The sequence below is a fragment of the Polynucleobacter sp. AM-25C3 genome, from assembly GCF_018882335.1.
In the GTDB taxonomy this organism is placed as follows: Bacteria; Pseudomonadota; Gammaproteobacteria; order Burkholderiales; family Burkholderiaceae; genus Polynucleobacter.
On sequence record NZ_JACVOS010000014.1, the window covers coordinates 18234 to 43434 of the forward strand.

The 25201-nt window shown below is 45.6% G+C and carries 25 protein-coding genes and 1 tRNA gene; 21 read left to right on the forward strand and 5 right to left on the reverse strand.

Features of this window, described 5'->3' with window-relative positions:
* The 11 genes from ICN12_RS09320 (at position 1) to ICN12_RS09370 (ending at position 9101) form a co-directional block, all read left to right on the forward strand.
* Positions 1–1719: a caspase family protein gene (locus tag ICN12_RS09320; RefSeq protein WP_216272231.1), complete on the forward strand. Its 1719-nt coding sequence runs from the start codon at positions 1–3 to the stop codon at positions 1717–1719.
* Complete coding sequence (locus tag ICN12_RS09325) at positions 1720–2166, forward strand: hypothetical protein (RefSeq protein WP_216272232.1); 447 nt, start codon at positions 1720–1722, stop codon at positions 2164–2166.
* Complete coding sequence (locus ICN12_RS09330) at positions 2163–3824, forward strand: trypsin-like peptidase domain-containing protein (protein WP_216272233.1); 1662 nt, start codon at positions 2163–2165, stop codon at positions 3822–3824. The genes ICN12_RS09325 and ICN12_RS09330 overlap by 4 nt, the downstream gene beginning before the upstream one ends.
* Position 3825: 1 nt before the next feature.
* On the forward strand, positions 3826–4647 hold the full coding sequence (locus ICN12_RS09335) for a DUF4384 domain-containing protein (RefSeq protein ID WP_216272234.1): 822 nt from the start codon (positions 3826–3828) through the stop codon (positions 4645–4647).
* A 17-nt stretch (positions 4648–4664) separates the two neighbouring features.
* Entirely contained in the window at positions 4665–5279 is a 615-nt protein-coding gene (locus ICN12_RS09340; protein WP_216272235.1) for an LPP20 family lipoprotein, read from the forward strand.
* Between the two features lie 114 nt (positions 5280–5393).
* Positions 5394–5789, forward strand: a complete 396-nt coding sequence (locus ICN12_RS09345) for a DUF1924 domain-containing protein (RefSeq protein ID WP_216272236.1) — start codon at positions 5394–5396, stop codon at positions 5787–5789.
* Positions 5790–5802: 13 nt separating this feature from the next.
* Positions 5803–6258: a diheme cytochrome c gene (locus ICN12_RS09350; RefSeq protein WP_216272237.1), complete on the forward strand. Its 456-nt coding sequence runs from the start codon at positions 5803–5805 to the stop codon at positions 6256–6258.
* Complete coding sequence (locus tag ICN12_RS09355) at positions 6258–6887, forward strand: cytochrome b/b6 domain-containing protein (RefSeq protein WP_216272238.1); 630 nt, start codon at positions 6258–6260, stop codon at positions 6885–6887. Before ICN12_RS09350 ends, ICN12_RS09355 begins: the two co-directional genes overlap by 1 nt.
* On the forward strand, positions 6887–7549 hold the full coding sequence (locus tag ICN12_RS09360) for a response regulator transcription factor (RefSeq protein WP_216272239.1): 663 nt from the start codon (positions 6887–6889) through the stop codon (positions 7547–7549). Before ICN12_RS09355 ends, ICN12_RS09360 begins: the two co-directional genes overlap by 1 nt.
* Positions 7546–8628 carry an ATP-binding protein gene (locus ICN12_RS09365; protein ID WP_216272240.1) on the forward strand — a complete coding sequence of 361 codons (1083 nt, stop codon included), beginning with the start codon at positions 7546–7548 and terminating at the stop codon, positions 8626–8628. The genes ICN12_RS09360 and ICN12_RS09365 overlap by 4 nt, the downstream gene beginning before the upstream one ends.
* Before the next feature lie 53 nt (positions 8629–8681).
* Positions 8682–9101, forward strand: coding sequence for a hypothetical protein (locus ICN12_RS09370; protein ID WP_255537787.1), 420 nt, complete (start codon positions 8682–8684; stop codon positions 9099–9101).
* Here ICN12_RS09370 and ICN12_RS09375 read toward each other — a convergent pair.
* Genes ICN12_RS09375 through ICN12_RS09395 form a run of 5 tightly spaced genes read right to left on the reverse strand, consistent with a single transcriptional unit; the run spans position 9098 to position 13278 of the window.
* Entirely contained in the window at positions 9098–9511 is a 414-nt protein-coding gene (locus tag ICN12_RS09375) for an ExbD/TolR family protein (RefSeq protein WP_216272241.1), read from the reverse strand. The genes ICN12_RS09370 and ICN12_RS09375 overlap by 4 nt on opposite strands.
* A gap of 2 nt (positions 9512–9513) precedes the next feature.
* Positions 9514–10206, reverse strand: coding sequence for a MotA/TolQ/ExbB proton channel family protein (locus ICN12_RS09380; RefSeq protein ID WP_216272242.1), 693 nt, complete (start codon positions 10204–10206; stop codon positions 9514–9516).
* Positions 10207–10211: 5 nt separating this feature from the next.
* A complete protein-coding gene (locus ICN12_RS09385; protein ID WP_216272243.1) occupies positions 10212–10907 on the reverse strand; it encodes an energy transducer TonB in 696 nt (231 codons plus the stop codon).
* Entirely contained in the window at positions 10904–11713 is an 810-nt protein-coding gene (murI, locus tag ICN12_RS09390) for a glutamate racemase (protein WP_216272244.1), read from the reverse strand. Before murI ends, ICN12_RS09385 begins: the two co-directional genes overlap by 4 nt.
* Before the next feature lie 41 nt (positions 11714–11754).
* Complete coding sequence (locus tag ICN12_RS09395) at positions 11755–13278, reverse strand: fumarate hydratase (protein ID WP_216272245.1); 1524 nt, start codon at positions 13276–13278, stop codon at positions 11755–11757.
* 179 nt (positions 13279–13457) lie between these two features.
* Here ICN12_RS09395 and acs point away from each other — a divergent pair, with 179 nt between their 5' ends.
* The 10 genes from acs to fdhF all read left to right on the forward strand — a co-directional run bounded on the left by acs (position 13458) and on the right by fdhF (position 25193).
* Entirely contained in the window at positions 13458–15419 is a 1962-nt protein-coding gene (acs, locus tag ICN12_RS09400; protein ID WP_370625013.1) for an acetate--CoA ligase, read from the forward strand.
* Between the two features lie 59 nt (positions 15420–15478).
* Positions 15479–15569 (forward strand) — tRNA-Ser (locus tag ICN12_RS09405).
* 234 nt (positions 15570–15803) lie between these two features.
* Positions 15804–16376, forward strand: a complete 573-nt coding sequence (locus tag ICN12_RS09410) for a phasin family protein (RefSeq protein ID WP_216272247.1) — start codon at positions 15804–15806, stop codon at positions 16374–16376.
* A gap of 97 nt (positions 16377–16473) precedes the next feature.
* On the forward strand, positions 16474–16776 hold the full coding sequence (locus tag ICN12_RS09415; protein ID WP_216272248.1) for a YciI family protein: 303 nt from the start codon (positions 16474–16476) through the stop codon (positions 16774–16776).
* Between the two features lie 80 nt (positions 16777–16856).
* Positions 16857–17210, forward strand: a complete 354-nt coding sequence (locus ICN12_RS09420) for a toxin-antitoxin system TumE family protein (RefSeq protein WP_216272249.1) — start codon at positions 16857–16859, stop codon at positions 17208–17210.
* A complete protein-coding gene (locus tag ICN12_RS09425; RefSeq protein WP_216272250.1) occupies positions 17207–17554 on the forward strand; it encodes an HVO_A0114 family putative DNA-binding protein in 348 nt (115 codons plus the stop codon). The genes ICN12_RS09420 and ICN12_RS09425 overlap by 4 nt, the downstream gene beginning before the upstream one ends.
* 16 nt (positions 17555–17570) lie before the next feature.
* A complete protein-coding gene (locus ICN12_RS09430; RefSeq protein WP_216272251.1) occupies positions 17571–19982 on the forward strand; it encodes a DUF748 domain-containing protein in 2412 nt (803 codons plus the stop codon).
* 9 nt (positions 19983–19991) lie between these two features.
* The gene (locus ICN12_RS09435) at positions 19992–20216 is read left to right on the forward strand and encodes a hypothetical protein (RefSeq protein WP_216272252.1); all 225 of its coding nucleotides are present in this window, start codon (positions 19992–19994) and stop codon (positions 20214–20216) included.
* Positions 20217–20431: 215 nt separating this feature from the next.
* Positions 20432–22246, forward strand: coding sequence for an NADH-ubiquinone oxidoreductase-F iron-sulfur binding region domain-containing protein (locus tag ICN12_RS09440; protein ID WP_216272253.1), 1815 nt, complete (start codon positions 20432–20434; stop codon positions 22244–22246).
* Between the two features lie 52 nt (positions 22247–22298).
* Complete coding sequence (fdhF, locus tag ICN12_RS09445; RefSeq protein ID WP_216272254.1) at positions 22299–25193, forward strand: formate dehydrogenase subunit alpha; 2895 nt, start codon at positions 22299–22301, stop codon at positions 25191–25193.
* Positions 25194–25201: the final 8 nt, after the last annotated feature.

The following is a 25201-nucleotide window of genomic DNA, read 5'->3' on the forward strand; positions in this document are numbered from 1 at the left end:
ATGTATAAAAAAATAGTGGTAGTTAGCGCCGGTATTGTGGCTGCTATGTATTCTCACAATGGAATTGCGGGTTACCTTGAGTCGAAAAGCGCCTTTATGCGTCAGGACTATAAGGATGCCTATGAGCAATGTATTCAAGCGGCAAATATTGGGAATCCTGAGTGCCTTAATGCAATTGGATATCTTTACCAAAAAGGCCTTGGGGTTGCGATAAATTTAGATGAGGCTAATAGACTATTTTCGTTGGCGGCAGATAAAAATAATGCCGGCGCCCAATATAACTTAGCGATGTCGCTACAGGCTAGCGGTCAAGGCTCTGCTGTTGATTTACAAAAATCTGCCAAATGGATGCTCAAAGCGGCAGAGTCAAAAAATGTTAGCGCACAAGTCAACCTGGGAACAATGTATTCAGAGGGCAAAGGCGTGGAGGCCAATCCATCGAAGGCGGTGTATTGGTGGAAAAAAGCCGCTGATCAAGGCAACGCCATGGCTCAAAATAATTTGGGTTGGGCTTATTTAAATGGCAGGGGCGTATCTGCAGACCAAAGCTTGGCAAGAGAGTGGCTAGAAAAGGCGGCTAGACAGGCCGGGGATGACGAAGCAAGAACATTGGCTCTGAATAATTTGAAGTTGATGAGGCTCAATAAAGAGTTTGGCGCACCAAAAGAAATGGTGATGGATGTTTATCCAGGTAAGCCAGATGCCAGCGGTAAAGTAATTTTAACGATTGCATCTGAAAATAAGACCCCCATTAGATTGCTAAAGGTGGGTGACAAAGACATCGGACCAAGCTCAACCGGTACTTACAGCATTACCCGATATGTACCCGTAGGCGAAACCCAAATTGAAATTTATGCCGAAGGTCAAAGTGGGGCGATATATAACCAACACATCTTGGTAAGAAGGGATATGGTCAGCGGATCAAACGCACTTCCTGAGCTAGACCCCACAAAAATTCCTAGCTCGGTCAGGCGCGATGCTGTTGCGATCGTGATTGGTGCAGAAGGTTATGAAATGCTGCCACGTGCTGATTTCTCGGATCATGATGCTAGAAGCTTCTATGACTATGCAAACAAATCTTTAGGTGTTGACGCTCAAAAAATTAAGTTACTGAGTGGTTCTTCTGCAAAAAGAAAGGATATCTTGCTTGCTTTAAGAAATTGGCTTCCCGCTGAGATTAATCAAGGAAAAACAGAAGTCATTATTTTTTATTCAGGCCATGGACTAGCCTCTGCAGATGGCAAGAAAAGATATTTGTTGCCGCTAGATGCGAACGTAGATCTTTTGGAAGACACGGCCATTGCTCATGATAGTTTGATCAAAATCATTAATGGTTATCAACCAAAGTCAATTACCTTGGTGATGGATAGCTGTTACTCGGGGGTAACCAAGACCGGCAAACCCCTGTTGACTGCCGCCCGCCCAATTGCTATCTATTCTGAAAACGAAAATATTCCTCAAAATACAACTATTCTCAGTGCTGCATCTGGCTCGCAGATTTCAATCTCTTCAGCCGAGATTGGCCATGGTCTTTTCTCCTACTTCATTATGCGCGGTCTCGAGGGTGAGGCCGATCTCAACAAAGATCAAAAGATTACAGCCCAAGAATTACATGCTTATGCATCAGAGCGCGTCACTAAAGAGGCTCAGAGAAAAGGGGTTCAACAAAACCCAGCAATCTCGGGGGCGTATCAAAAAGTCATATCAGCGCAAAAATAAATGAAGACAATATTCATCCTGGCCACCTTGTTATTTACTGCTACTCACTTGGCTGCCCAGCCATTGGTGAGTCAGGAAGAATATGTCAAATACCAAAAAATCTCGGCCACTAGTGCTAATGAAGGATTCATTGAGGATCCAAAGGCTCCCAAGATTATTATTTTTCAGCCCGAGGTCACAAAAACAGTAAAGGCACCATTTCCAATAGAGGTTTTCTTTAGGCCTTTTGAGAATCAAAAGATTGCCTGGGGTTCATTTAAGGCGCTTTATGGAAGTATGCAATTTGACATCACAGAGCGCTTACTCAAAATGGCGACGATATCGGATAACAGTTTATTTATCTCGAATGCCGATATACCTGTGGGTATCCACAGAATCACTTTATTGATAGCGGATGACATGCAAAGAAAATCACAGAAAGAATTTATTGTGGCGGTAGAAAAATGAGGAAGTATTTAAATTTACTGGTTGGGATTGCAAGTTTGTGCTCTTTGGCGGTTTTCGCTGCGCCAAAAGGGCCGTTGACCTTGCCCAGTCAATTAAGTGCTGGATATGCCTATATTGATGCCGGTATGTACAAGGAGGCGGTTCAATCTTTAAGGAAATTTGATGCCAAAACGGATGGGCAAATTTCTGATCTCAATATTGCTTTTGGAAAAATATATCTTGGCATAGACCAACCACAGAAGGCTCTAAAGTATTTCGACTTTGCTCTTGAGTACAACCCCGCAAGCTATCAGGCCCTTATTCTGAGTGCGGATGCGTATATTAAATTAGGCGATATTAAAGAGGCCAAAAGGGTATTGCAAAAGGCGGCGCCTAAAGATAGAGGGCAATTTGATGTTGCCTACTACGAGGCGCTCTGTGATGAGGTGACTGGTAATTCGGCTGCAGCAACTAAAAGATTGCAAGATTTGTTGGATAAAAATCCTAAGTCTGACAAGTTAATTGTTTCTATTGCTAAGCTTCATATGCAAAGAGGTCAAGCTCAGGAGGCAATGAACTTCCTTTCTCAAAAGCAGGTGCTGGTGCCTAGCTCCGGGGCTATTCAGGATGCAATTGGCGATACTTTATTGGCACTGGGACAAAAGGATTTGGCTATTCAAGAAAAGCAGCAAGCAGCCAAGTTATACGCTGCGGCCGGTGATTATGAAAAATCACAATCAGCTCTTTTGGTGGCCAACAAACTTAGTGGCAAAAAAATGATGAGCGCACCCAACATTGCCCCGCCACCAGATGCCCCTGCAATCATCGAGCCCGTCCCAGAAGATAAGATTACCAAGCGAGAAATTAAGCCAGATATCACTCCCAAAATTGGCATAAGACCTCCGGTGGAAGAGCGGCCTCATCCTAAATATGCGGATAGCATTATTGATAAAAAGCAGCAAAGCGCCGTTCCTGAGTATGAGACACCACCTGTCCCATCAAACTTCAATCGCTTTCCTTTCCCATCTGGCACTCCAATTAGTGGTGGCAGTGGAATTGTTATTGATGGCGGTAAAAAGGTGATTACAAATAGACATGTAATTGAGGGCGGTAAGGACTTTGCAGTTCGCAATGGACTCGGTGAAATGTCTAGGGCGAGGGTTATTTACAAGTCGCAGGCAGATGACATTGCGATATTGGAATTGGATAGCCCATTACCAAAAGAACATGCTATCTCTAGCTCTCAGTTTCAGGGCGCAAAGGCAGGTGGAGATGTTGTTGTGATGGGTTATCCACTCTGGCACGTGCTCGGAAGCTCAACACCTTCGATTACAAATGGGGTTGTCGCTAAGGCAACTGGTATTAGTGAGGATCCCAGCAGCTTTCAGTTGACCGCCAAAATCAACAAGGGAAATTCAGGTGGCCCCGTATTTGATCACTTCGGAAATCTACTTGGAATCACCGTGGGTAAATTAAATAGCGATGAGATCAAGCGCGGGAATGGTGTGGCGCCCGAGGATGTGAATTTTGCAATTCACATTGCTCGAATAAATAGTGCTCTCAAGATTCCTGAATCTAAGTTAACCAATACTTCAGAATCTAAAAAATTCATGAATTCTGAAGAGATCTATCAAATGATGATAGGTAAGGTTGTGATGGTGGCAGTCGCCCTCGAATGATATGAAGAACATTCCTTTTCGCCCACTTCTATTTACTTTCTTTCTGACTATATCTATTAGTTCTCAGGCGGCATGGATTTCAGGCGTCGGTGAATATCATTTTGGGCCAGATACCTCGGAGATATCCGCATGCTCCGCAGCCGAAGAACGGGCGAAGTTAGATGCCCTAAGGAAATTTTATGGCGAATCCCTCGCTATGGATCAAACGCTATCATGCCGTGAATCAAGCTCCTTAGATTCAGCCAGCGACCAGTGCACCATGAATCAGATTTTATGGTCGCAAATTGGAGGAGAGATTAAGTCTAGCAGGATTATTAAGCGGGATGTCCTTGAAATCCCAGGAAGCAAGGTATGCCGTGTTGAGGTAGTCGGTGACATCTCATCTAGCAGGGGTAAGCCAGATCCAGGTTTTGATGTTGGAATAAAGATAAACCAGAGTGTATACAGACCTGGCGAAAAATTAACGATCGATTTAAACCCTAATGGGCCTATGTATGTGGCAGTTTTTAATTGGGTGCCTTACTACGATAAAAGCAAGCAAATCATTCGTTTGTTTCCTAATTCCCACGACGCAGGATTCTTCATTAACCAAAAAAAGACTATTCCATCGTCTGGATATAGTTTTGAGCTGACGCTACCCGATAAGGTTCCCAAAAATCGATCCTTTGTTGATGAATATCTTTTAGCTGTCATTACCAAGGATCCGGTCAAGTGGCTTGAGAGCTATTCCTTTGATGAATTTAAAAGCCGTTTGGCTGAATTCCCATTGGATCGCATTCGATATATCAAGCGTGGATACCAATTACTAATACCGAAGTACTAATTAACGAAGGAGTTGTCATGATTAACTATAAATATTATTTATCAATAGGTTTGATTTCTGTCTGTGTAGCTTGTGGGGGTGCTCCAAAGTTTGGAACTCAAGAATATGCGGATTATCAAGAGCAGCAGCGCCAAAAAAATATGGCAAAAGAAGTTGAAAAAACAATAGATAAAACACCATCTTGGTTTGTTCAGCCGCCCGTTGAAAATAATGCCATTTATGCTGTAGCAACGGATTACTCAAGTGATTTGCAATTTGCAATTGATAAAGCAATGTTGAATGCCAAAGTTGGCCTAGCAAGTCAAATTAGCAATAAGGTATCTTCAAAGATGAAGGAGTTTGCTCAGGAGACGGGTACTAGCCGTGATCCACAGCTAATTCGGGAGATTGAGAAGGTCTCCACTGAGCTGGTGACTGAGGTCAATATTCCTGGGTACACCATTGCCAAGCGCGAAATCATGCAGCAAGGCACGGGTTTTAGAGCTTACGTTCTATTGCGCTACCCCTTAGGTGATGCTAATAAGATTGTGGTCGAGCAAACAAAAAAGAGCGCAATTTTAGATTCCAAATTACGCGCATCTAAGGCATTTCAAGAGCTTGAAAAAGATATTGCCGAGAGTAAAAAAGACTAAGCTTTATTTCCGCGTAACCTGGGGTGAATTGCCCCAGGACTCCTTTTTAAAGAGCATGCTTTCTTAATTTTCCCTTAATCTTTCCTCGATAAAGTAGTGGTTATGGAGGAAATTATGAAATCTACATTCACTGCAATCTTTTCGCTACTGATTCTTGTTTTTGTTAGCAACGCTCAGGCAGCCGATCCCCAATCCTTTTTAAAGCTTTATTCATCCGAAGCAAAAGAAACGCCCTCAGCCCAAAAGGGCGGCAAGTTCTTCTCTGAAAAACATGGCAACGAGTGGAGTTGTTCATCTTGTCATGGCATGCCTCCAGTAGGTGAGGGCAAGCATGCATCCACCAACAAAGTCATTGCCCCGCTCGCACCTGCATTTAATCCTGAAAGGTTTACGGATGAGGCAAAGGTAGACAAATGGTTTAAGCGTAACTGTAACGATGTTTTGGGTAGATCTTGCACGGCCGCAGAAAAATCCGATGTACTCGCCTATCTCATTAGCCTAAAAAAATAGGACCAGCCCAAAAATGAAAAAAATCTATTTCGCAGCGATAGCTACTTTAATTGCCAATATTTGTTTTGCCGATGGCAATAGACTGCCTAGCACCATTCCCTCAATAGCAAAGCAAGAGTGCGCAAGTTGCCATACCTTATACCCACCTGCATTTTTGCCCATTGAGTCTTGGAAGCGAATTATGGCGAATCTGGAAAAGCATTACGGGACCGATGCGTCGACGGATGCTAAATCCAATCTCGTCATTACGCAATGGCTTACTCAGTATGGAGGTACTTACAAGCGTATATCCGGCCCACCTCCAGGAGATAGGATTACTGCGTCTCCTTGGTTTATTAAAAAACACAATGGGGTATCTGCTGGGACTTGGAAAAACCCAAAAATAAAAAGTGCCTCAAACTGCGTCGCGTGCCATACCGGAGCAAATGAAGGCAATTACGACGACGAGTCTATTGTTTTGCCAAAGTAATGACTACTATGATTAAAAAAATTCTGATTTGGGATTTACCCACTCGGGTATTTCATTGGGGTTTGGTTCTGTGCTTTGTTGGCGCCATCTTGACCCAAGAAAGTGAGAAATATCGCTTATTTCATGTGACCTTTGGCTACACCATGATGGGTTTAGTCGTTTTTAGATTGCTATGGGGCCTTATTGGAACAAGGTACTCTCGATTTTCATCATTCTTTTTTGGCCTTGGTAGTATTAAAAGCTACCTATTTAGCCTGCTTAAAAATAGACCACTTCATTATTTGGGCCATAACCCATTGGGGTCGCTTGCGATTTATTTGATACTCACCATCATTCTGTGTATTTCCGCGACTGGCTACTGCATCTTTAATGATATAGGGGCTAATTGGCTATCTGAGGCTCATGAGGTCTTCGCCAATGTACTTATCGCCGTTGTTGTTATCCACGTCTTGGGCGTTGCAATTAGTGGTTATTTGCATCAAGAAAACTTGGTTCGCTCGATGATTACCGGCTTTAAGCGGGGGGTTGCTCAGGAAGGCATAAAAAATACATACACTCTTTTAGTCATTGCATTAGCTATCATTGCTAGTATTGGATACTTCTGGTTTTATCAATTTGGAATGCATTAATGCGCATATTGCTCGCAGAGGATGATCAACAGCTTGGATACGCCCTTAAGGCTGGGCTAGAGCATGAAGGTTTTATTGTTGATTGGGTTAGGGATGGAAGTGCGGCTCGTTACGAGGCCAGCATATCCAATTACTCAGCATTGGTGCTCGATATTAATATGCCTCTGATGAGCGGCATAGATGTTCTGAAAAGCGCTCGCAATTCCGGAAATACTACCCCGGTCCTTATGCTTACGGCTCAAGATGAAGTAAGCGCTATTGCGGAGACATTAGATCTTGGCGGCGATGACTATGTTGTTAAGCCTGTTGAAATTGTTGTTTTGGCTGCGCGACTAAGGGCCATCATCAGACGTTCTGAGGGCTCCAGTAGCAATGACCTTACCCTCGGAAGTCTACGCTTAAGTCCAAAGAAGCATCTTGTGACTTTGGCAGGGGAGGATATCAGTCTTTCCAAGAGAGAGTTTGCGTTGCTGCACAGTCTAATGATTTCTTCTGGTCGAGTCCTCACAAAAGAACAAATTGAGTCTCAAATGTATAGCTGGGGTCACGAGGTCGAGAGTAACGCTATCGAAGTGCACATCCATAATCTGCGCAAGAAGATTGGGGCCGACTACATCCGCACTATTCGCGGTATCGGATATCAAATTAAAGATATCTCATGAGCGCCCAGAATTTCTCCTTGCGCAATCGCTTACTTTTTTGGGTGCTCGGTAGTATCACCGTCATCTGGGGCATTGCTTCCATCCTGGTTTGGTATGACGCAAAAATGGAGCTTGAGGAAATAATCGAAAAAATCATTTCAAATCAAATGGGCATCCCCAGACTCATTCATGAAAAGGAGGAGTTGCTAGATGCATTACTATGGGGATTAATCAGACCATTGATTATGGGTTTACCTATCTTGGCTATCGTTGCCTCAGTTGTAATCTTTTGGTCAAATAGATCATTCACCGCTCTTAGTGAAGCGCTTTCCAAAAAATCCCTCAACTCAATAGAGCCCATTACTTTAGATGCTCTACCAATAGAATTAAAGCCAGTTTTAGATGAGTTAAATGCATTGCTTGCAAAGCTTGCTAATGCAGTTGAAAAAGAAAAGCGTTTTATTGCTGATGCCGCACACGAACTTCGAACGCCAATCGCCGCAATTAGAGCGCAGGCTGAAGTTTTGGGCTTTAGTCCGGAGTTAGACCCGGTCGGAGTTCAGAATCTCATTGATGGTTGCGATAGGGCAAGTCGCCTGATTGGTCAATTATTAGCGCTCTCTAGAATTGATTCAGAAAGGGCTGAGTTTGTTCAAGAAAATATAAACCTTCATGAAATTACAAGTCTAGTTGTAGCAGATGTATACGATCGTATTGAAGAGAAAAAGCAAATAATTGAGTTGACTGGCTCAGATTCCGTTAAGGTTTTGGTAAATAAAGACTTGCTTTCTATCCTCCTTAGAAATCTCATCGATAACGCATCAAGGTATACCCCAAATGGTGGGAGAATTTCAATCGATATTCGTATTCTAGATGCAGCCCCATGCATTATTTTTGAAGATAGTGGCCCAGGTATTGCTGCCGATATTTTGCCGCGATTGGGTGAGCGGTTCTTTAGGGGGTCAGCAAGTGAGGTTTCAACTGGGTCTGGCTTGGGCTGGTCAATTATTAAGCAAATTGCCAGTGTTGAGAGGGCGACTGTTTCAGTCGAGTCTTCATCAAAGTTCGGCGGCTTAAAGGTCGTGCTGAAATTTACGTAAGTAATATTGATTGAGTTGAGCCATCCTTGAAATGCCTCCACATTCTTTTTCTATTGATTTTCGCTACCCCTGCTTTGGCAGCAGAGCCCCTGGTTTTTAATTGTGAGCGCACGGAAAAGAATTACATCGAAACTTACGAGTTAATCGTCAGCCCCGCCTCCAAAACTCAAAAAGCCAAAGTCTTTGTCGATGGCAGAGATTTGGATCAATTTAATGAGTTGGGTCGCCAGACAAGTAAGAATGTATTGCTTACTGAATCCACGATATTGATTTCAATAGAGGCTTACTTTCCACCAGAGAGTTTTGATGGCGTTCAATACGGAGCGGGCACAGTAAAGACGGTAATTTCGATTAACCGCTCTACCGGTCAACTGAGAAAGGCGGAAACCATTCAAGGTGGAATTCTGTCGGCATCTCTAGGTGAGGGTACAAAGACCTATCAAGAGCAATGCACTTTCCCCAAGAAACCTTAATTGGGTTCTGTCACAAATCCCAGTTTAGTTAAGCCAGCGCGACGCGATGCTGCCAGTACTTGAGCAACGTATTCATATTTAACGGATTTATCGGCACGCAAATTAATTTCCGGTTGGGGTTCTTTCTGAGCTGCTTTTTCTGCATAGCCATCGAAAGTCTTTAAATCAATCGGCGTGCTATTCCAAAAGATTTGGCCTTTAGCATCAATCGACAGTTGTACGGATTCGGGTTTGACTTCATTGCGGACACTATTTGCTTTTGGAAGTTCCACTTTAACCGCCTGCTGGATTACTGGCAGGGTGATGATAAAAATAATCAAAAGTACCAACATGACGTCCACCATCGGAGTCATGTTGATTTCGGCCATGATGCCGCTTTCTTCCGGGTCGCTCTGAAGATTAAAAGACATATTTATTCTCCGGACTTCACGCGGGCGCCAGTCACAAAGTAAGCGAGTAAATCATTGCCAAAGCGATTGAGATCAGCAAGTAATAATTTATTGGCACGGTTGATCGCATTAAAGCCCAGCACCGCTGGAATCGCTACCGCCAAACCTAAAGCAGTCATGATCAGAGCCTCACCAATCGGGCCAGCCACTTGATCAATTTGTGCGCTACCAGAACTGCTAATGGCAATCAAAGCGTGATAGATGCCCCAAACAGTTCCGAACAAGCCAATAAACGGAGCGGTGGCACCAGTAGAGCCAAGAAAGGTAAGTCCTTTTTGTAGTTGAGCAGCTACACCATCAATACTGTTTTTCAGGCTTCTTGCCATCCATTCGGAATAGTTCAGTGTTTGCAAGAGTTCTCGATGATTGGTAGATTGACTCTGATGATGGCCCGAGGCGCCACTTGCTGCTTTGGCAATTTGGTAATAAGGATTGCTTGCATGACTAGTGAATGCATTCAGACCTTGATCATAGGAAGTGGCGCGCCAAAATTGATCAAGCTCAGGTTTAAGTTTGCGTAGATTGCGTAAATCCCAGAAGCGCGATAGCAAAATCACCCAAGTCACGATTGAGCAAACGAGAAGGGCAAGCGCTACAAAGCGGGTAATGGCATCGCCCTCGAGCCATAAATTTGCTAAGCCAAATGGTGTATTCATAATGATTAATTCTTTAAATTAAATTTAATTAAAAGGTTAGTAGAAATTCTGGCGGGTGTGCCGTTGACTAAGAATGGTTTAAAGCGATAACGTCGACCTATTTCGCTTGCTGCTCGATCTAAGCGCGGAAATGAACTAGAGCGCAACAATGCGACATCTTCAACACTTCCTGATTCATCAATAATTAATCTGACTACCACTTCACCTTGCTCTCCAGATCGCTTGGAAAATGAGGGGTAGTAGGCATCTGCATCGGGTTGATACACGACGACTAGTTTACCAATGTCAGTCTGAATGGGTGTGCCGCTAGATCCCGAAGTGGTGGCGGGTGCCACTGTTGCATTGGGGGCCTGGGATTCACTCTTGGACTGCTGTTGCGTAGGTGGTGTGGCGGCTTGTTGCTGAGATTGGGGTGGCGTTGGTGCTTGAGAGGACTTTTCAGTGACTGTTTCCTTCTTTTCTTCTTGCTTGGGTTTTGGGGGAGGGGCAGCGGGAGCGGCTTGAGGCTGCTTAGCGGCCTCAGGGCTCACTAGATTGGCCATCACCCGCGTATCGTCGAGATTATTCTCGTTATCCGGCTTCATGCCACTCTGAAAGCCAATTAAAAACAGCAGATGTAAAGCGATCACGATGCCGATGATGATGCGTTCGGTTTTGTCGAAGGGCAGTCGAGCACTCATGTGGGTGAAGAAGGTGCTCATTTGAAGGTGCTCACCAACTGAGATTGAATGCAGTGTGCGCTCAGATCAGACTGCATTAATTCTTGCGCCATTAGATGCAAGCCATCCGCATCTTTACTGCTAATGAATTGAATGGAGCCACACTGATCATTATCTAGACGCTTACCTTGCGACTCCAATTTGCGTTTAAGTTGGCGTACTACCGCATCGCTGGTATCAATGAGATTAATTGAATCACCCAGCAACTTGCGAATGGCTTTTCTCAGGAAGGGGTAATGAGTGCAGCCCAAGACAAGGGTATCGGCTCCTGCATCCTGAATGGGTTCAAGATGCTCTGCCAGTAGCTCTAAGGTTTCTTCGTCATTGGCTTGGCCCGCTTCAATCAATGGAACTAAACCTGCGCCAGCTTGTTTTATAAATTGACAGTCATTTGGGAGTGTCGCTAATAAGGCATTGAACTTATCGCTTTTGAGCGTAGCCTCAGTAGCTAGGACGCCCACGATGCCATTGCTTGATTGCATTGCCGCTGGCTTAATACCGGGCTCGACACCAATGATGGGAATATTGCTGAGCTCAGTACGAATATGCGCTATTGCTTCAGCGGTAGCAGTATTGCAGGCAACCATAATCGCATCGCAGCCTTGCGCCGCCAAATATAGACAGAGCTCCATACTGCGTGAGGCAATCCACTCGCTCGATTTTTCTCCATAAGGAGCATTGATGGAGTCGGCCAAATAAATATAGTCGTGCTCGGGAAGCTGGCGCAGAGCCTCGTCCAAAATGGATAAGCCTCCAACCCCAGAATCAAATACTCCGATGAGTGCCAAGTAACAGTCGCTTAACTATGAATCGCTATTAATCATTTGCCTTAAACAATCTTGACTGGAATGCCACCAATCTTTGCTTGCCATTCTTTCGGGCCAATCTCGTGCATAGAGGTGCCATCCGAGCTCACTGCAACGGTTACCGGCATATCCTTGACATCGAACTCATAAATCGCTTCCATGCCTAAGTCAGCAAAGCCAACCACCTTAGCCGTCTGAATCGCTTTAGATACTAGGTAAGCAGCACCACCAACCGCCATCAAGTAAGCAGACTTATGTTTCTTGATTGCTTCAATCGCAGTAGGACCACGCTCCGCCTTACCAATCATGGAGATTAAGCCAGTCTGAGCTAGCATCATCTCCGTGAACTTATCCATACGAGTCGCTGTCGTTGGGCCAGCAGGGCCAACTGCTTCGTTACCAACTGGATCGACTGGTCCGACGTAATAGATCACGCGATTCTTAAAGCTCACTGGCAACTCTTCACCTTTGGCAAGCATGTCCTGTATGCGTTTATGTGCGGCATCGCGACCAGTCAAGATTTTGCCGTTCAATAGTAGCGTTTCGCCTTCTTTCCAGCTGGCCACTTCTTCGGCAGTCAGCGTATCCAAGTTCACACGCTTGGATTTTTTGGTATCTGGAGTCCAGGTGACATCTGGCCAATCAGACAATGAAGGTGTCTCTAATTTTGCGGGGCCATCACCATGTAAATGGAAATGCACGTGACGAGTAGCGGCGCAGTTCGGAATCATGGCAACCGGTAAGGATGCTGCATGAGTTGGGCATTCCATGATCTTGATGTCAAGAACCGTAGCTAAACCACCCAAACCTTGAGCGCCAATACCTAGCTTGTTTACTTTGTCGAAAATCTCTAAACGCAATTCTTCAGCACGTGTTTTGGCTCCACGGGCGATGAGTTCCTGAATATCTACAGGACCCATTAAAGACTCTTTAGCCATGAGCATGGCTTTTTCTGGGGTTCCGCCAATGCCGATACCCAAAATGCCAGGAGGGCACCAGCCTGCGCCCATGGTGGGAACAGTTTTGAGAACCCAATCTACGATGGAGTCAGAAGGATTCAGCATGACCATTTTGGCTTTGTTCTCAGAGCCGCCACCCTTGGCTGCGCAAATGACTTCGACATCATCGCCTGGAACGATTTCGTAATGAACGACAGCGGGGGTGTTGTCACCGGTATTTTTGCGTTTACCTGCTGGATCAGTCAAAACTGAAGCGCGGAGTGGGTTATCTGGGTTCATATAAGCACGACGAACACCTTCATTCACCATCTCAGTAACGCTCATCGTGGCATCACCCCATTGGACATTCATACCAATTTTGAGGAAAACGACTGCAATACCAGTGTCCTGACAAAGAGGGCGGTGACCTTCTGCGCACATGCGGCTATTAGTCAAGATTTGAGCAATAGCATCCTTGGCTGCAGCACCTTGCTCTAACTCATAAGCCTTACCCATGGCGGAGATAAAGTCCTTTGGGTGATAGTAGGAAATGAACTGAAATGCGTCTGCAACACTTTGAATGAGGTCGTTTTGTTTGATATTTGTCATGGTTTAAGGGTCAATTAAGTAAGGTTTTTTCTATTTTAAGGGTTTGCCATAGAGCAAATCTAGCGTGTTTTCACTTATCTTATTAGCTCTTAGGGATGCGTTTCCCTGATTCTGCGTTATTTTCGCTGAAAAAGATGACTGATTATTGACTAGAAGGGCTGTGAAGCATGGAACCATTAATGCAAGAAAATCGCGTATTTAACCCACCTGCAGACTTTGTTAAGGGTGCGACCATTCCCGGAATGGAGGCTTACAACAAGCTCTGTGCTGAAGCTGAGAAGGATTATGACGGTTTCTGGGGGCGTCTTGCAAAAGAAAATATGTTCTGGAAAAAGCCTTTTACCAAGGTTCTCGATGAATCTAAGGCGCCTTTCTACAAATGGTTTGAGGATGGCACAACGAATGCTTCCTATAACTGTTTAGACCGTCAGGTCGAAAACGGTCTTGGTAATAAGACTGCAATTATTTTTGAAGCAGATGATGGCTCTGTTACGAAAGTAACTTACCAAGAAATGCTTGAGCGCGTTTGCAAAATGGCAAATGCACTGCGCAAAATGGGCATCAAGTCTGGTGACCGCGTCATTATTTATATGGCAATGACTATCGAAGGCATTGTTGCTATGCAGGCGTGCGCCCGTATCGGTGCAATTCACTCTGTGGTGTTTGGTGGCTTTTCAGCGCAAGCTTTGCGTGATCGAATTATTGACGTAGGTGCCATTGCAGTGATTACTGCTGATGGGCAGTTCCGTGGCGGCAAATCATTACCATTGAAAGCGATTTGTGACGAAGCGCTTTCAAATGGCGAATGCGGCAATGTAAAGCATGTCATCGTAAGCAAACGTACTGGCACTGAAGTCACCATGACTGCGGGTCGTGATGTTTGGATGCAAGAGATCGTAGCGAATGAAGCTGCAACTTGCGAGCCAGAGTGGGTAAGCGCTGAGCATCCACTGTTTATTCTTTACACATCTGGATCTACTGGTAAGCCAAAGGGTGTTCAGCACTCAACAGGCGGTTACCTCTTGTGGGCGATTCTCACAATGAAGTGGACCTTTGACATCAAACCTAACGACGTGTTCTGGTGTACCGCTGATATTGGTTGGGTAACAGGTCACTCCTATATTACTTATGGCCCACTCGCAGTAGGCGCTACTGAAATCGTGTTTGAAGGTGTGCCAACCTATCCAAATGCTGGCCGTTTCTGGGACATGATCCAAAAACACAAAGCAACCATTTTCTACACCGCACCAACAGCGATTCGTTCATTGATCAAAGCGTCAAGTAATGATGCAGCTGTTCATCCAAAGAGCTATGACTTGTCCTCACTGCGCCTCTTGGGTTCTGTTGGCGAGCCAATCAATCCAGAAGCTTGGATGTGGTACTACGAGAATGTCGGCGGCTCACGTTGCCCAATCGCAGATACCTTCTGGCAAACAGAAACTGGCGGTCATATGATTTCACCATTGCCGGGTGCAACGCCAATGATTCCAGGTTCATGCACATTGCCATTGCCAGGCATCATGGCGGCGATTGTGGATGAAGCGGGTGTAGATGTGCCAAACGGTCAAGGCGGTATCTTGGTTGTAAAACGTCCATGGCCTTCCATGATTCGTACGATTTGGAATGACCCCGATCGTTTCGTGAAGTCATATTTCCCAGAAGAGTTGGGTGGCACTTTGTATCTTGCAGGTGACGGTGCAATCCGTAATAAAGAAACTGGCTACTTCACGATTACTGGTCGCATCGATGACGTATTGAACGTTTCCGGTCACCGTATGGGCACGATGGAAATTGAATCTTGCTTAGTTGCCAATCCATTAGTTGCTGAGGCAGCAGTAGTTGGCCGCCCTGATGATATGACTGGTGAAGCCATTTGTGTATTCGTGGTTCTGAAGGGCGGACGCCCAACAGGTGATGAAGCCAAGAAGATTGCAACGGAGTTACGTAACTGGGTAGGTAAAGAGATCGGCCCGATTGCTAAGCCTAAGGACGTACGCTTTGGTGATAACTTGCCTAAAACGCGTTCCGGCAAAATCATGCGTCGCTTGCTGCGCGTGATTGCTAAAGGTGAAGAGGTGACTCAAGATACTTCAACTCTCGAAAATCCAGCAATTTTGGATCAGCTCAAAGAGTCTGTATAAGTTGCTAGTCGCGCTTTTAGAGGCAACCTTTCCGGCATACGTATAATCAATGGCTGTACGGAAGGGTGGATGAGCGGTTTAAGTCACACGCCTGGAAAGCGTGCGTAGGTTTATAGCCTACCGCGGGTTCGAATCCCGCCTCTTCCGCCAGTAGTTTGAAACCACCTTCGGGTGGTTTTTTCATTGTTTTTCCCTGATTTTTACCCTAAATCAGTGCGCCCACCCCAATTATTTCACCCCTCAACCCCCTGTTTTTAATCAAAAAATGGGGTTTTTGATCTTTTTGTTGCGTTGCCGCAAATAATTCTTGCAGTGCAACAAAAAACTTTTTACAATGGTGCATCGCAATAAATTTTATCAATTTAAAAAAGTTAGGAAAACACCATGTTCCAGAATCAATTAAACGACCAACTCTCACAAGCTCAAGCTAAAGCTGTTGAAAACGCTAAGTACTTGGCTCAAGTAGCTGTTGAAAGTGCAAAAGAATTAGCTGAGATCAACCAAGCTGCTGCTAAAGATGCTTTAGTTGTTGCTCAAGATGCAAGCGCACAATTGTTGGCAATCAAAGATCCACAGCAATTGACTAAATTGGCTCAGCCAGAAGTTGCTCAAGAAGCCGCTAAGTACGCTGCTGCTTACCAAGCTAAAGTAAACAAAGTTGTACGTAACGGTAACAAAGAAGTGGCTCAAGTAGTTGACGCTTCTATTGATGACGCACGTGCAGACATGGTTAAGTTTGTTAAAGAAGCTACTAAGACAGCTCCTGCTGGTTCTGAGGCATTTGTATCTGCATTCAAAACTGCATTCGAAACTTCACTCCAACAGTTTGACCAAGTTCGCGCTACAGCAACTGACGCTTTCGCAAACTTTGAGAAGAGTGTTGACGCTGCATTGGCTAACATTCAAGGCCAATACGCTGTTGCTAAGCCAGCTGCAAAAAGCCGTAAAGCTGCTTAATTCGTTTTAATAGCTTTGCACGAGAAACCGCCTTCGGGCGGTTTTTCTTTTTCCAGTTGCCGTAAGATCTAGGTATTAGGGCTGAACAGGAGAAAACATGATCTTTGCAATCCTTCTAATGGATCGTCCCGGCACAGCTGAGTTGCGGATTCAAGTGCGACCAGAGCATCGCGCCTATTTGGGAAAACTCGCAGACAAAATGGCCTTTGCTGGTCCGCTAACGTCGGAAGACGGCAAAACTACTGTTGGCAGCTTATTGGTAATGGACTTCCCAAGCAAGGCAGATGTTGAGGCTTGGCTTTCCGATGAGCCATTCACCAAAGCAGGTGTTTATGAAATGCCTGTTATCCATGCATTTAATAATGGATGGCATCAAAAGGTAGGATTCCCGCCTGCATAAATCGTAGCAAGAAGCAGTAATAACCCAAATGCCATGGGGGGTGTTACTTTTGATATATCATTAGTTGATATATTTAAGTAATGAAAGTTCAAGGTAAGAATGTCTTGTTAGATCTGCATGGGCAGATCTTGGATCAGGAGGGCGGCTATTGGATAAAGATAGAGGCTTGGGAGGTGACTGCATCATTAGCCATTCCTCATGGAATTCGGTATTCATTAACTTTGCATAATCCTAAAGGGGTTCGCATACTGGGTTATGACAATGCACACTCTACAAAGCCTACTGGATACGCAAATCGAAAACTTCCTTATGACCACAAGCATCGCTGTGCAACAGATCTGGGGGTGGGCTATCCATTTAAGGATGTATACCAGTTAATGAAGGATTTTTTTGAGGATGTTGATAAGACATTGAGCTTAGCGAGGGGTAAATGAAAGTTATCAAGATTGGAATTGCATCTCAACAGCAAATGCGTGAGCGCGTATTAATGATTGCTAAGGGTCAAATACAAGTTCGCCCTAGTGATCCAAAAATATGGTTTACCTCTATGCGTTCATTGGCTCAGGTCTTAAGTGATGAAAACCGTGCGCTCTTGAATGTCATTCGCGAATCTAATCCGATCTCAATTTCTGAGTTGGCAGAATTAACTGGGCGCAAGCAAGGTAATTTATCTCGTACCCTAAAGACAATGTCGAATTATGGAATCGTCAAGATGCAAAAGCAGGCTAGAGCTTTGCGGCCTATTGTTTGCGCTGATAGGTACGAAATCTTTGTGTAAGAAAAGCATTTAATTTATGTCCTCTAATGCACCCTCCCTTTCGTTGATTCGTTTCTGGCTACTCCGAGTCCTTGGGGCGATCTGCGCAATAGCTTTTCTATTCTGGGGCGCGTGTCACCTCTGGATTCCTGGTGCACTCAAGAATGTGGCCGAATCGTATGGCAAGACGATCGGTTATGAGATAACTTATCAAGACCTCAGTATTTCTCCTTTGAGATTGCGCATAGAGATTGATGGCTTGCGTTTAGTCGATCGGCGTCAAGGAAAATTGCTGGAGCTTAAGAAATCGGTTGTGATGTTGAAGTGGTCTCGCCTCATGATTGGTGAGATTGGTTTTGATGAAATCCTACTAGATCAACCCAGCGTGCTGCTCGAGAAGCGCGCGTATAAAGGCGACTCCAGTCAATGGAATTGGCAGGAATTGATTGCGGTTATTACGCGCAATTTGCCTCCAACCGATCCGGCCGCACCCAAAAAGAATATCAAAATCTCTGTAGATGAATTTAAGGTGGCCAATGCCTCTTTAAGGGTTGCGGATCCAGTCGGAAAGTTTCAAGAAGAGTTCAAAACTTTCTCTATCGAATTAAGCAATATTGCCAATTACGATACGAGCGGTGAAGTGAATGGAGTACGTGGTGAATATGGACTCAATCTTGGCGCCTTGCATTTCACCTTACCCGGGCTCAATAAGAAACTTGCCTTTAAGCATGTTGCTGTTAAAGGTGTTTTAAATAACTCTGGGCCTGAGACTCTTGGAGCTCAAGTTAATTTTGAATTAGATGAAGCGCGCATTCAAACCCATTGGGATTTGAAGGCTGATAAATCCATATCCGGAAAAGTGCAGATTGAAAAGCTTTCCATCGCGCCTTTTATCGGATTACTTCCTGCCAATAAAGAGATGCAAGCTAAGGGCGGGGTGATTGACTCCAGCATATTGATTGAACTCAAAGAAGATGGCTTGCTTGCATCTGGAAATTTGCATTTGCTTGATCTAGATGTTTGGGAGTTAGGGCAAAAACAAGCGCTCATGTCTTGGAAGACTGGCGATATTAATCACTTTACTTATAGGAGCTCTAAGACTTCAGGACCAAGTTTAAGTGTCGAAGATGTCATTGTGAGTCAGCCTGTCTTACTTTTTGAGATTGACGAAAAAGGCTTTTCTAATTTCAGGCGTTTATTTTCTAAGTCTGAGGGCGGTGCAGCAGATATTGACAAGCTGCCGGCATCGTCGAAAGTGAATGCGCCTTTTGCTTTAGATATCAAAGCGCTGAAGCTACGTGAAGGTGAAGTGTTGTTCGCTGACTTAGCCATGAAGCCGAACTTCAAAGTAAACCTTAAAAAATTTAACGCTAGCTTTGAAAACCTCAGCAATCTTTCTGGCCATTTAACTACGATGTCTTTGGATGGCGTGGTAGCGGAGTCTGGATCAATGCGTGCCAAGGGGCAGATTTCGTTTGATGACCCACGTCGCAATAACGATGTGACGCTCAATTTTAAAAATCTACCTCTCAATGCCTTTAATCCTGCAGTCATGACCTTTGCGGGTTATCAAATTGCCAGTGGTCGAGTGAATTTGAATTTGCACTACAGCGCCAAGAATGGCGAGCTCAAGGGTGGAAATCAAATCGTCATTAAGAAGATTGAGCTTGGTGATGAGGTTCCTGATTTCCAGGGAAAAAAATTGCCCTTGGGTTTAGCGATAGCCTTGCTTGAGGATGCTGACGATACGATTGATGTCACTATCAATATTGCTGGTAATGTGGATTCTCCAGAGTTCAGTGCGGGCGGTCTGGTGTGGCAGGCGATTAGCAATGTTCTGACTAATGTCGCCACCGCGCCATTTAGGGCCTTGGGCGCGCTCTTGGGTATGGGTAGCAATGATGGTGTTAATGCGGTTCTTGGGGAGGCGGTGTTCTTACCACCCGATCAAGATCGCTTGGAAAAGTTTGGCGAGTTCTTAGCAAAAAGACCAAATGCCACTATCGAACTCTCGGGAACTTATGACCCCATCCTTGATAAAGAAGCGTTGGCACGTGCTACCGCAGATCTAGCTATCTTCACTGCGGCTGGAGTGAATCTCTCCCCAAATGAAGCTCTGCCAACCCCAGACTTTTCTGATGCCAGGGTGCAGGCTGGATTGAAGTCTACTTATGCTCAGTACGTTGGCAGAATCAAGTTGGGACAGCGCTTATTAACCTTGCCGGATGGCAGGGAGCGCAATGAGCAGTTGCATGCAGAGCTCATTGCTAGCATTTCGGTAACGGAAGGGGATCTCAAGAGCTTGGCTAATGGCCGTTCAAAGCTGGCCTTAGAGCTCATGATCAAAAATAACCCGAACTTAGTGGGCCGCATTGCGCTGGGTGAGGTCAAAACAGTGAGCTCGGGTAAAGAGGGCGTTCCCCTCGAAGTTGAAGTCAGAATCAAGTAGACTTGAGGGATGAATTCAACTACATTTCGCCCCTTAGCCCTTCTTGCTTTTATTGGCATTCTTTCCTTATCTGGCTGTGGCTCCATTGAGTCTGCCGCACAAGATGATTGCACCTCTATTGGTTGGCAGATTGGTAGCAAGGGGTATCAAGATTGCTTCAAGGCTAGGGTCTATGAGCGTAAGTTGGATTACTCACTGCCGCCAGGCGATAAGCCCTCCCCATCTGTTATCTAAATCAAGGGTTTACCATTAGATAAATTCACTTGAGCGCCGTCAAGGACTTGAGGGCGGAAATAACCCAAAATCACTCAAGATTTTGGGAGTTCTCTATATACAGCGAAATACACGAATTTCGCTAATTCGGGCATCCTCAATTTAAGCATTCAGCATTTTTGACTACATAAAAAATAGCAGTAACTATTGCGACTAGAAATTAGAGACTACACACTATGAATCACCCAAAACCCTCTGGAGAGATCAAGGCTGTTGCCGTAGCGACTGCAGATGATTTAAGGGAAACCATTCGTCGCAAAAGTAAGCTCAAGGGACGCCAGGCGGATGATGTGTCATTGGCAGAGGTTCGCCAGTTAATTGGTGCGGCCCCCCATCGTCGCGATTTGCTGATAGAAAATTTACACAAACTCAATGATGAATACCGTGCCTTGCATGATCGTCATTTAGTTGCCTTGGCAAAGGAAATGAATTTGCCGATGGCCGAGGTCTATGAAGTAGCAACTTTCTATCACCACTTTGAAGTAGTGCGTGGCAATGATCCGGTGGCGGATATCACCATACGTGTATGTGATGGTATCGCTTGTGAATTGGCGGGCGCGCAAAATCTCTTGACAAAGTTGCCGGCAATTTTGGATAACCCGAATGTCAAAGTGGTGGCCGCACCATGCGTAGGTCGTTGTGAACAAGCTCCAGTAGCAGTAGTACATCAGTACCCAGTACTGTTTGCGACTACCGACAAGGTTAGTGCTGCCGTCAAAAATAGTCTGACCACTCAGCCAATTGCCACAGATAGTGCCAATTTTGATCCTGCAGCCTTGGCAGAAAAAGGTGTGTCACCTCAGGGTGAAAATCAGGCGGTGTCACCAGACTATGTCGGCTATGAGTCCTATTGTGCTCAGGGTGGTTACGCCTTGGCAAAAGAAATTGTTGAGGGTGACAAAGCAAAATCGCGTGATGCTGAAAGCATCATCAAAGTTATGGAAAACTCTGGTCTGCGTGGCCTTGGTGGCGCAGGTTTCCCGGCAGGGCGCAAGTGGCGCATTGTGAAAAATCAAACCGCTCCAAAGTTGATGGCAGTAAATATTGATGAAGGTGAGCCAGGGACATTTAAAGATCGCACATATTTAGAGCGTGACCCACATCGCTTCTTAGAAGGTTTGCTGATTGCGGCTAATGTCGTGGGTATTGATGCTTGCTATATCTACTTGCGTGATGAGTACCACGGTTGCCGTGAATTGCTTGAGGTCGAGTTAGCAAAAATCAAAGCGAATCCGCCATTTAAATTACCTTTGATTGAATTGCGTCGTGGTGCTGGTGCTTATATTTGTGGTGAAGAGTCCGCCATGATTGAAAGCATTGAAGGCAAACGTGGCGAGCCACGCATGCGCCCCCCATATATTGCACAAGTCGGTTTATTTGGCCGACCTACACTCGAGCACAACTTTGAGACGCTCTATTGGGTGCGCGATATTGTTCAGCGTGGTCCAGAGTGGTTTAGTTCTTTTGGTCGCCATGATCGCAAGGGCTTGCGTAGCTATAGCGTCAGCGGCCGTGTAAAAAATCCGGGTGTGAAATTAGCGCCAGCTGGTATCACTATTCAGGAGTTGATTGACGAGTACTGTGGCGGCATGCAGGATGGCCACAAGTTCTATGGCTACCTGCCTGGTGGCGCATCCGGTGGCATCTTGCCGGCCACGATGAACGACATTCCGCTCGACTTCGATACTTTGCAGCCTTATGGTTGCTTCATCGGTTCAGCGGCAGTAATGGTATTCGGTGATCAAGATAAAGCCCGCGATATGGCTTTGAACGTGATGCACTTCTTTGAGCATGAGAGCTGCGGTCAGTGCACCCCATGTCGCGTAGGCACAGGTAAAGCTGCTCAATTGATGCAGGCCAAGTCTTGGGATCAAGAAACGCTAGAGGATTTGGCTACCGTGATGGTCGATGCCTCTATCTGTGGTCTAGGTCAAGCTGCACCAAATCCTATTCGCTGTATTGCTAAATATTTCCCGGAAGAAGTTCAATAAAGAAGTTGCTTAATAAAAGCACATATAAATATCAGGGAATAACGAGACCAATATGAACGCACCAGTAAATCCTAAAGAACTTGAATTGCAAACAGTTGAGTTCAAGTTAGATGGACAAACCATCGTTTCTTACGAAGGCGAGACTATTCTCAAGGCTGCTAAGCGCCATGGCATTGATATTCCGCATCTGTGTTTCAAAGACGGCTATCGTCCTGACGGCAATTGCCGTGCATGTGTAGTAGAGATTAATGGTGAGCGTACCTTGGCTCCAAGTTGCTGTAGAAGCGCTACTCCTGGCATGGAAGTCAAAGCCAACAGCGAGCGTGCGTTAAAGAGTCAAAAACTGGTCTTGGAGATGTTGTTATCTGACATGCCGGACGAGGGATTTAAGTGGGTAGGAGACAGCAAGGAAGAAGAGCAAAAAAATCAACATGGCGAATTAAGCACCTGGGCGGCACGCATGGATGTGACGGTTCGACCAGAGCTCAAAGTATTACGTCGTGAAAAAGTTGCTCAGGATATCTCTCATCCAGCAATGGCAGTCAATTTGGATGCTTGCATTCAATGTAACCGTTGTGTACGCGCTTGCCGTGAAGAGCAGGTCAATGATGTGATTGGCTACGCCATGCGGGGCGCTCATAGTGAGATCGTATTTGACTTGAATGACCCCATGGGTGATAGCACCTGCGTAGCCTGCGGTGAGTGTGTGCAGACTTGCCCAACCGGGGCATTAATGCCTAAAGGCCTCATTGGTTCGCAAACGGTTGATCGTAAGGTGGATTCAGTATGTCCTTTCTGCGGTGTCGGTTGCCAGATTACTTACAACGTTAAAGACGAGAAAATTGTTAGCGTTGATGGTCGGGATGGCCCAGCCAATCACAATCGCCTTTGCGTTAAAGGTCGCTTTGGTATGGACTATATCCATAACCCTCAGCGCTTAACGAAGCCACTCATTCGTAAGGCAGGCGTTCTTAAGGATGAAGCTTTGCTGGAAGGTAAGCAAGATTGGTCTGACATCTTCCGCGAAGCGACTTGGGAAGAAGCGCTTGAAGTTGCAGGTGGAGGCCTCAAAAAACTCAAAGATCAATACGGTAATAAGGTGCTGGCAGGCTTTGGTTCTGCAAAAGGCAGCAACGAAGAAGCTTATTTATTCCAAAAGCTGGTGCGTACGGGTTTTGGCAGTAATAACGTTGACCACTGCACACGTCTTTGCCATGCATCTTCTGTAGCTGCGTTGCTGGAGGGGGTCGGTTCAGGCGCCGTTAGTAACCAAGTAAATGATGTTGAACACTCAAGCCTTATTTTCTTAATCGGATCTAATCCGACCGCCAATCATCCTGTTGCTGCAACCTGGTTTAAGAATGCGGCTAAACGTGGTGCAAAAATTGTGTTGTGCGATCCGCGTGCGACAGAGATTAGTAAGCATGCATGGCGCACGATGCAGTTCAAGCCAGATACTGACGTGGCGATGCTCAATGCCATGATTTATACGATTATTGAAGAAGGCTTGGTTGATAAAGACTTTGTTGAAAATCGCGCTAATAATTTTGAGGCTCTTAAAGAAAATATCAAAGGCTATAGCCCCGAAGCAATGGCGCCAATCTGCGGTATTCCTGCAGAGACTTTGCGTGAAGTTGCGCGTGAGTTTGCCACTACTAAGTCAGCAATGATTTTATGGGGCATGGGTGTGAGCCAACACGTTCACGGTACGGATAACGCTCGCTGCTTAATTGCCTTGGTCAGCATTACTGGCCAAATTGGTAAACCCGGTTCTGGCTTGCATCCATTACGCGGACAAAATAACGTGCAGGGCGCTAGTGATGCTGGCTTGATCCCGATGATGTTCCCAAACTATCAGCGTGTTGATAATCCAGAAGCGCATGCTTGGTTTGAAAAGTTCTGGGATACCCCATTAGATAAAAAGCCTGGTTACACCGTGGTGGAGATCATGCACAAGATCACTGCACCGGATAGTGATCCCGATAAGATTCGCGGTATGTATGTCGAGGGTGAGAATCCTGCAATGAGCGATCCGGATTTGAATCACGCTCGTCATGCTTTAGCTTCTTTGGATCTCCTGGTCGTTCAGGACATCTTCATGACCGAAACTGCGTTGTTGGCTGACGTTGTGTTGCCAGCTAGTGCGTGGCCAGAGAAGGTAGGTACCGCAAGCAATACTGACCGCATGGTGCAGATGGGTAAGAAGGCGATTAATCCTCCCGGTGATGCCAAGCCGGATTTGTGGATTATTCAACAGATTGCCAGGCGCATGGGTCTTAACTGGAATTACCAGGGTGCTGATGATGGTGTTGCAGCGGTATATGACGAAATGCGTCAGGCAATGCATTCCGCCATTAACGGTATTACTTGGGATCGCCTTGAAAAAGAGTCTAGCGTAACCTACCCGTGCTTATCTGCCGACGACCCAGGCCGCCCAATCGTATTTGATGACAAATTTGCTACTTCAGATGGTAGGGTGAAGCTGGTTCCAGCTGACATCATTCCTGCAAATGAGCGCCCAGATGTTGAGTACCCATTTGTATTGATCACGGGTCGTCAGCTAGAGCATTGGCATACCGGCAGTATGACCCGCCGCGCAACTGTCTTGGATGCAATTGAGCCAATGGCTACTGTATCGATGAACGGCGAAGATATGACCCAGTTAGGTGTTTCTGCTGGTGACGTCATTACCGTCCAGTCTCGCCGTGGCGAAGTGGCTATCCACGTTCGTAGAGATGACGGTACCCCACGTGGTGTGATCTTCATTCCATTCGCTTACTATGAGGCTGCAGCGAACCTCATCACTAATGCTGCCTTGGACCCCTTTGGCAAGATTCCAGAATTTAAGTACTGCGCCGTTAAGTTAGCCAAGGGCGGTCAAGCTGCTCCAGTGATGGGTTATGGCACTAATGATCCCAAACGGCAGAAGCTTGCTACCACTTCATAAGATATTCA

Bases quoted from the DNA above. Each gene is read 5' to 3' on its own strand.
- ICN12_RS09350 (WP_216272237.1), top strand. From the start codon at position 5,803: ATGAAAAAAATCTATTTCGCAGCGATAGCTACTTTAATTGCCAATATT.
- ICN12_RS09420 (WP_216272249.1), top strand. From the start codon at position 16,857: ATGAAAGTTCAAGGTAAGAATGTCTTGTTAGATCTGCATGGGCAGATC.
- ICN12_RS09380 (WP_216272242.1), bottom strand. From the start codon at position 10,206: ATGAATACACCATTTGGCTTAGCAAATTTATGGCTCGAGGGCGATGCC.
- ICN12_RS09330 (WP_216272233.1), top strand. From the start codon at position 2,163: ATGAGGAAGTATTTAAATTTACTGGTTGGGATTGCAAGTTTGTGCTCT.
- ICN12_RS09440 (WP_216272253.1), top strand. From the start codon at position 20,432: ATGAATCACCCAAAACCCTCTGGAGAGATCAAGGCTGTTGCCGTAGCG.
- ICN12_RS09365 (WP_216272240.1), top strand. From the start codon at position 7,546: ATGAGCGCCCAGAATTTCTCCTTGCGCAATCGCTTACTTTTTTGGGTG.
- ICN12_RS09435 (WP_216272252.1), top strand. From the start codon at position 19,992: ATGAATTCAACTACATTTCGCCCCTTAGCCCTTCTTGCTTTTATTGGC.
- ICN12_RS09395 (WP_216272245.1), bottom strand. From the start codon at position 13,278: ATGACAAATATCAAACAAAACGACCTCATTCAAAGTGTTGCAGACGCA.
- ICN12_RS09325 (WP_216272232.1), top strand. From the start codon at position 1,720: ATGAAGACAATATTCATCCTGGCCACCTTGTTATTTACTGCTACTCAC.
- ICN12_RS09385 (WP_216272243.1), bottom strand. From the start codon at position 10,907: ATGAGCACCTTCTTCACCCACATGAGTGCTCGACTGCCCTTCGACAAA.
- ICN12_RS09415 (WP_216272248.1), top strand. From the start codon at position 16,474: ATGATCTTTGCAATCCTTCTAATGGATCGTCCCGGCACAGCTGAGTTG.
- ICN12_RS09345 (WP_216272236.1), top strand. From the start codon at position 5,394: ATGAAATCTACATTCACTGCAATCTTTTCGCTACTGATTCTTGTTTTT.
- ICN12_RS09320 (WP_216272231.1), top strand. From the start codon at position 1: ATGTATAAAAAAATAGTGGTAGTTAGCGCCGGTATTGTGGCTGCTATG.
- fdhF (WP_216272254.1), top strand. From the start codon at position 22,299: ATGAACGCACCAGTAAATCCTAAAGAACTTGAATTGCAAACAGTTGAG.
- ICN12_RS09360 (WP_216272239.1), top strand. From the start codon at position 6,887: ATGCGCATATTGCTCGCAGAGGATGATCAACAGCTTGGATACGCCCTT.
- ICN12_RS09425 (WP_216272250.1), top strand. From the start codon at position 17,207: ATGAAAGTTATCAAGATTGGAATTGCATCTCAACAGCAAATGCGTGAG.
- ICN12_RS09340 (WP_216272235.1), top strand. From the start codon at position 4,665: ATGATTAACTATAAATATTATTTATCAATAGGTTTGATTTCTGTCTGT.
- ICN12_RS09335 (WP_216272234.1), top strand. From the start codon at position 3,826: ATGAAGAACATTCCTTTTCGCCCACTTCTATTTACTTTCTTTCTGACT.
- ICN12_RS09355 (WP_216272238.1), top strand. From the start codon at position 6,258: ATGACTACTATGATTAAAAAAATTCTGATTTGGGATTTACCCACTCGG.
- acs (WP_370625013.1), top strand. From the start codon at position 13,458: ATGCAAGAAAATCGCGTATTTAACCCACCTGCAGACTTTGTTAAGGGT.
- ICN12_RS09410 (WP_216272247.1), top strand. From the start codon at position 15,804: ATGTTCCAGAATCAATTAAACGACCAACTCTCACAAGCTCAAGCTAAA.
- ICN12_RS09430 (WP_216272251.1), top strand. From the start codon at position 17,571: ATGTCCTCTAATGCACCCTCCCTTTCGTTGATTCGTTTCTGGCTACTC.
- ICN12_RS09375 (WP_216272241.1), bottom strand. From the start codon at position 9,511: ATGTCTTTTAATCTTCAGAGCGACCCGGAAGAAAGCGGCATCATGGCC.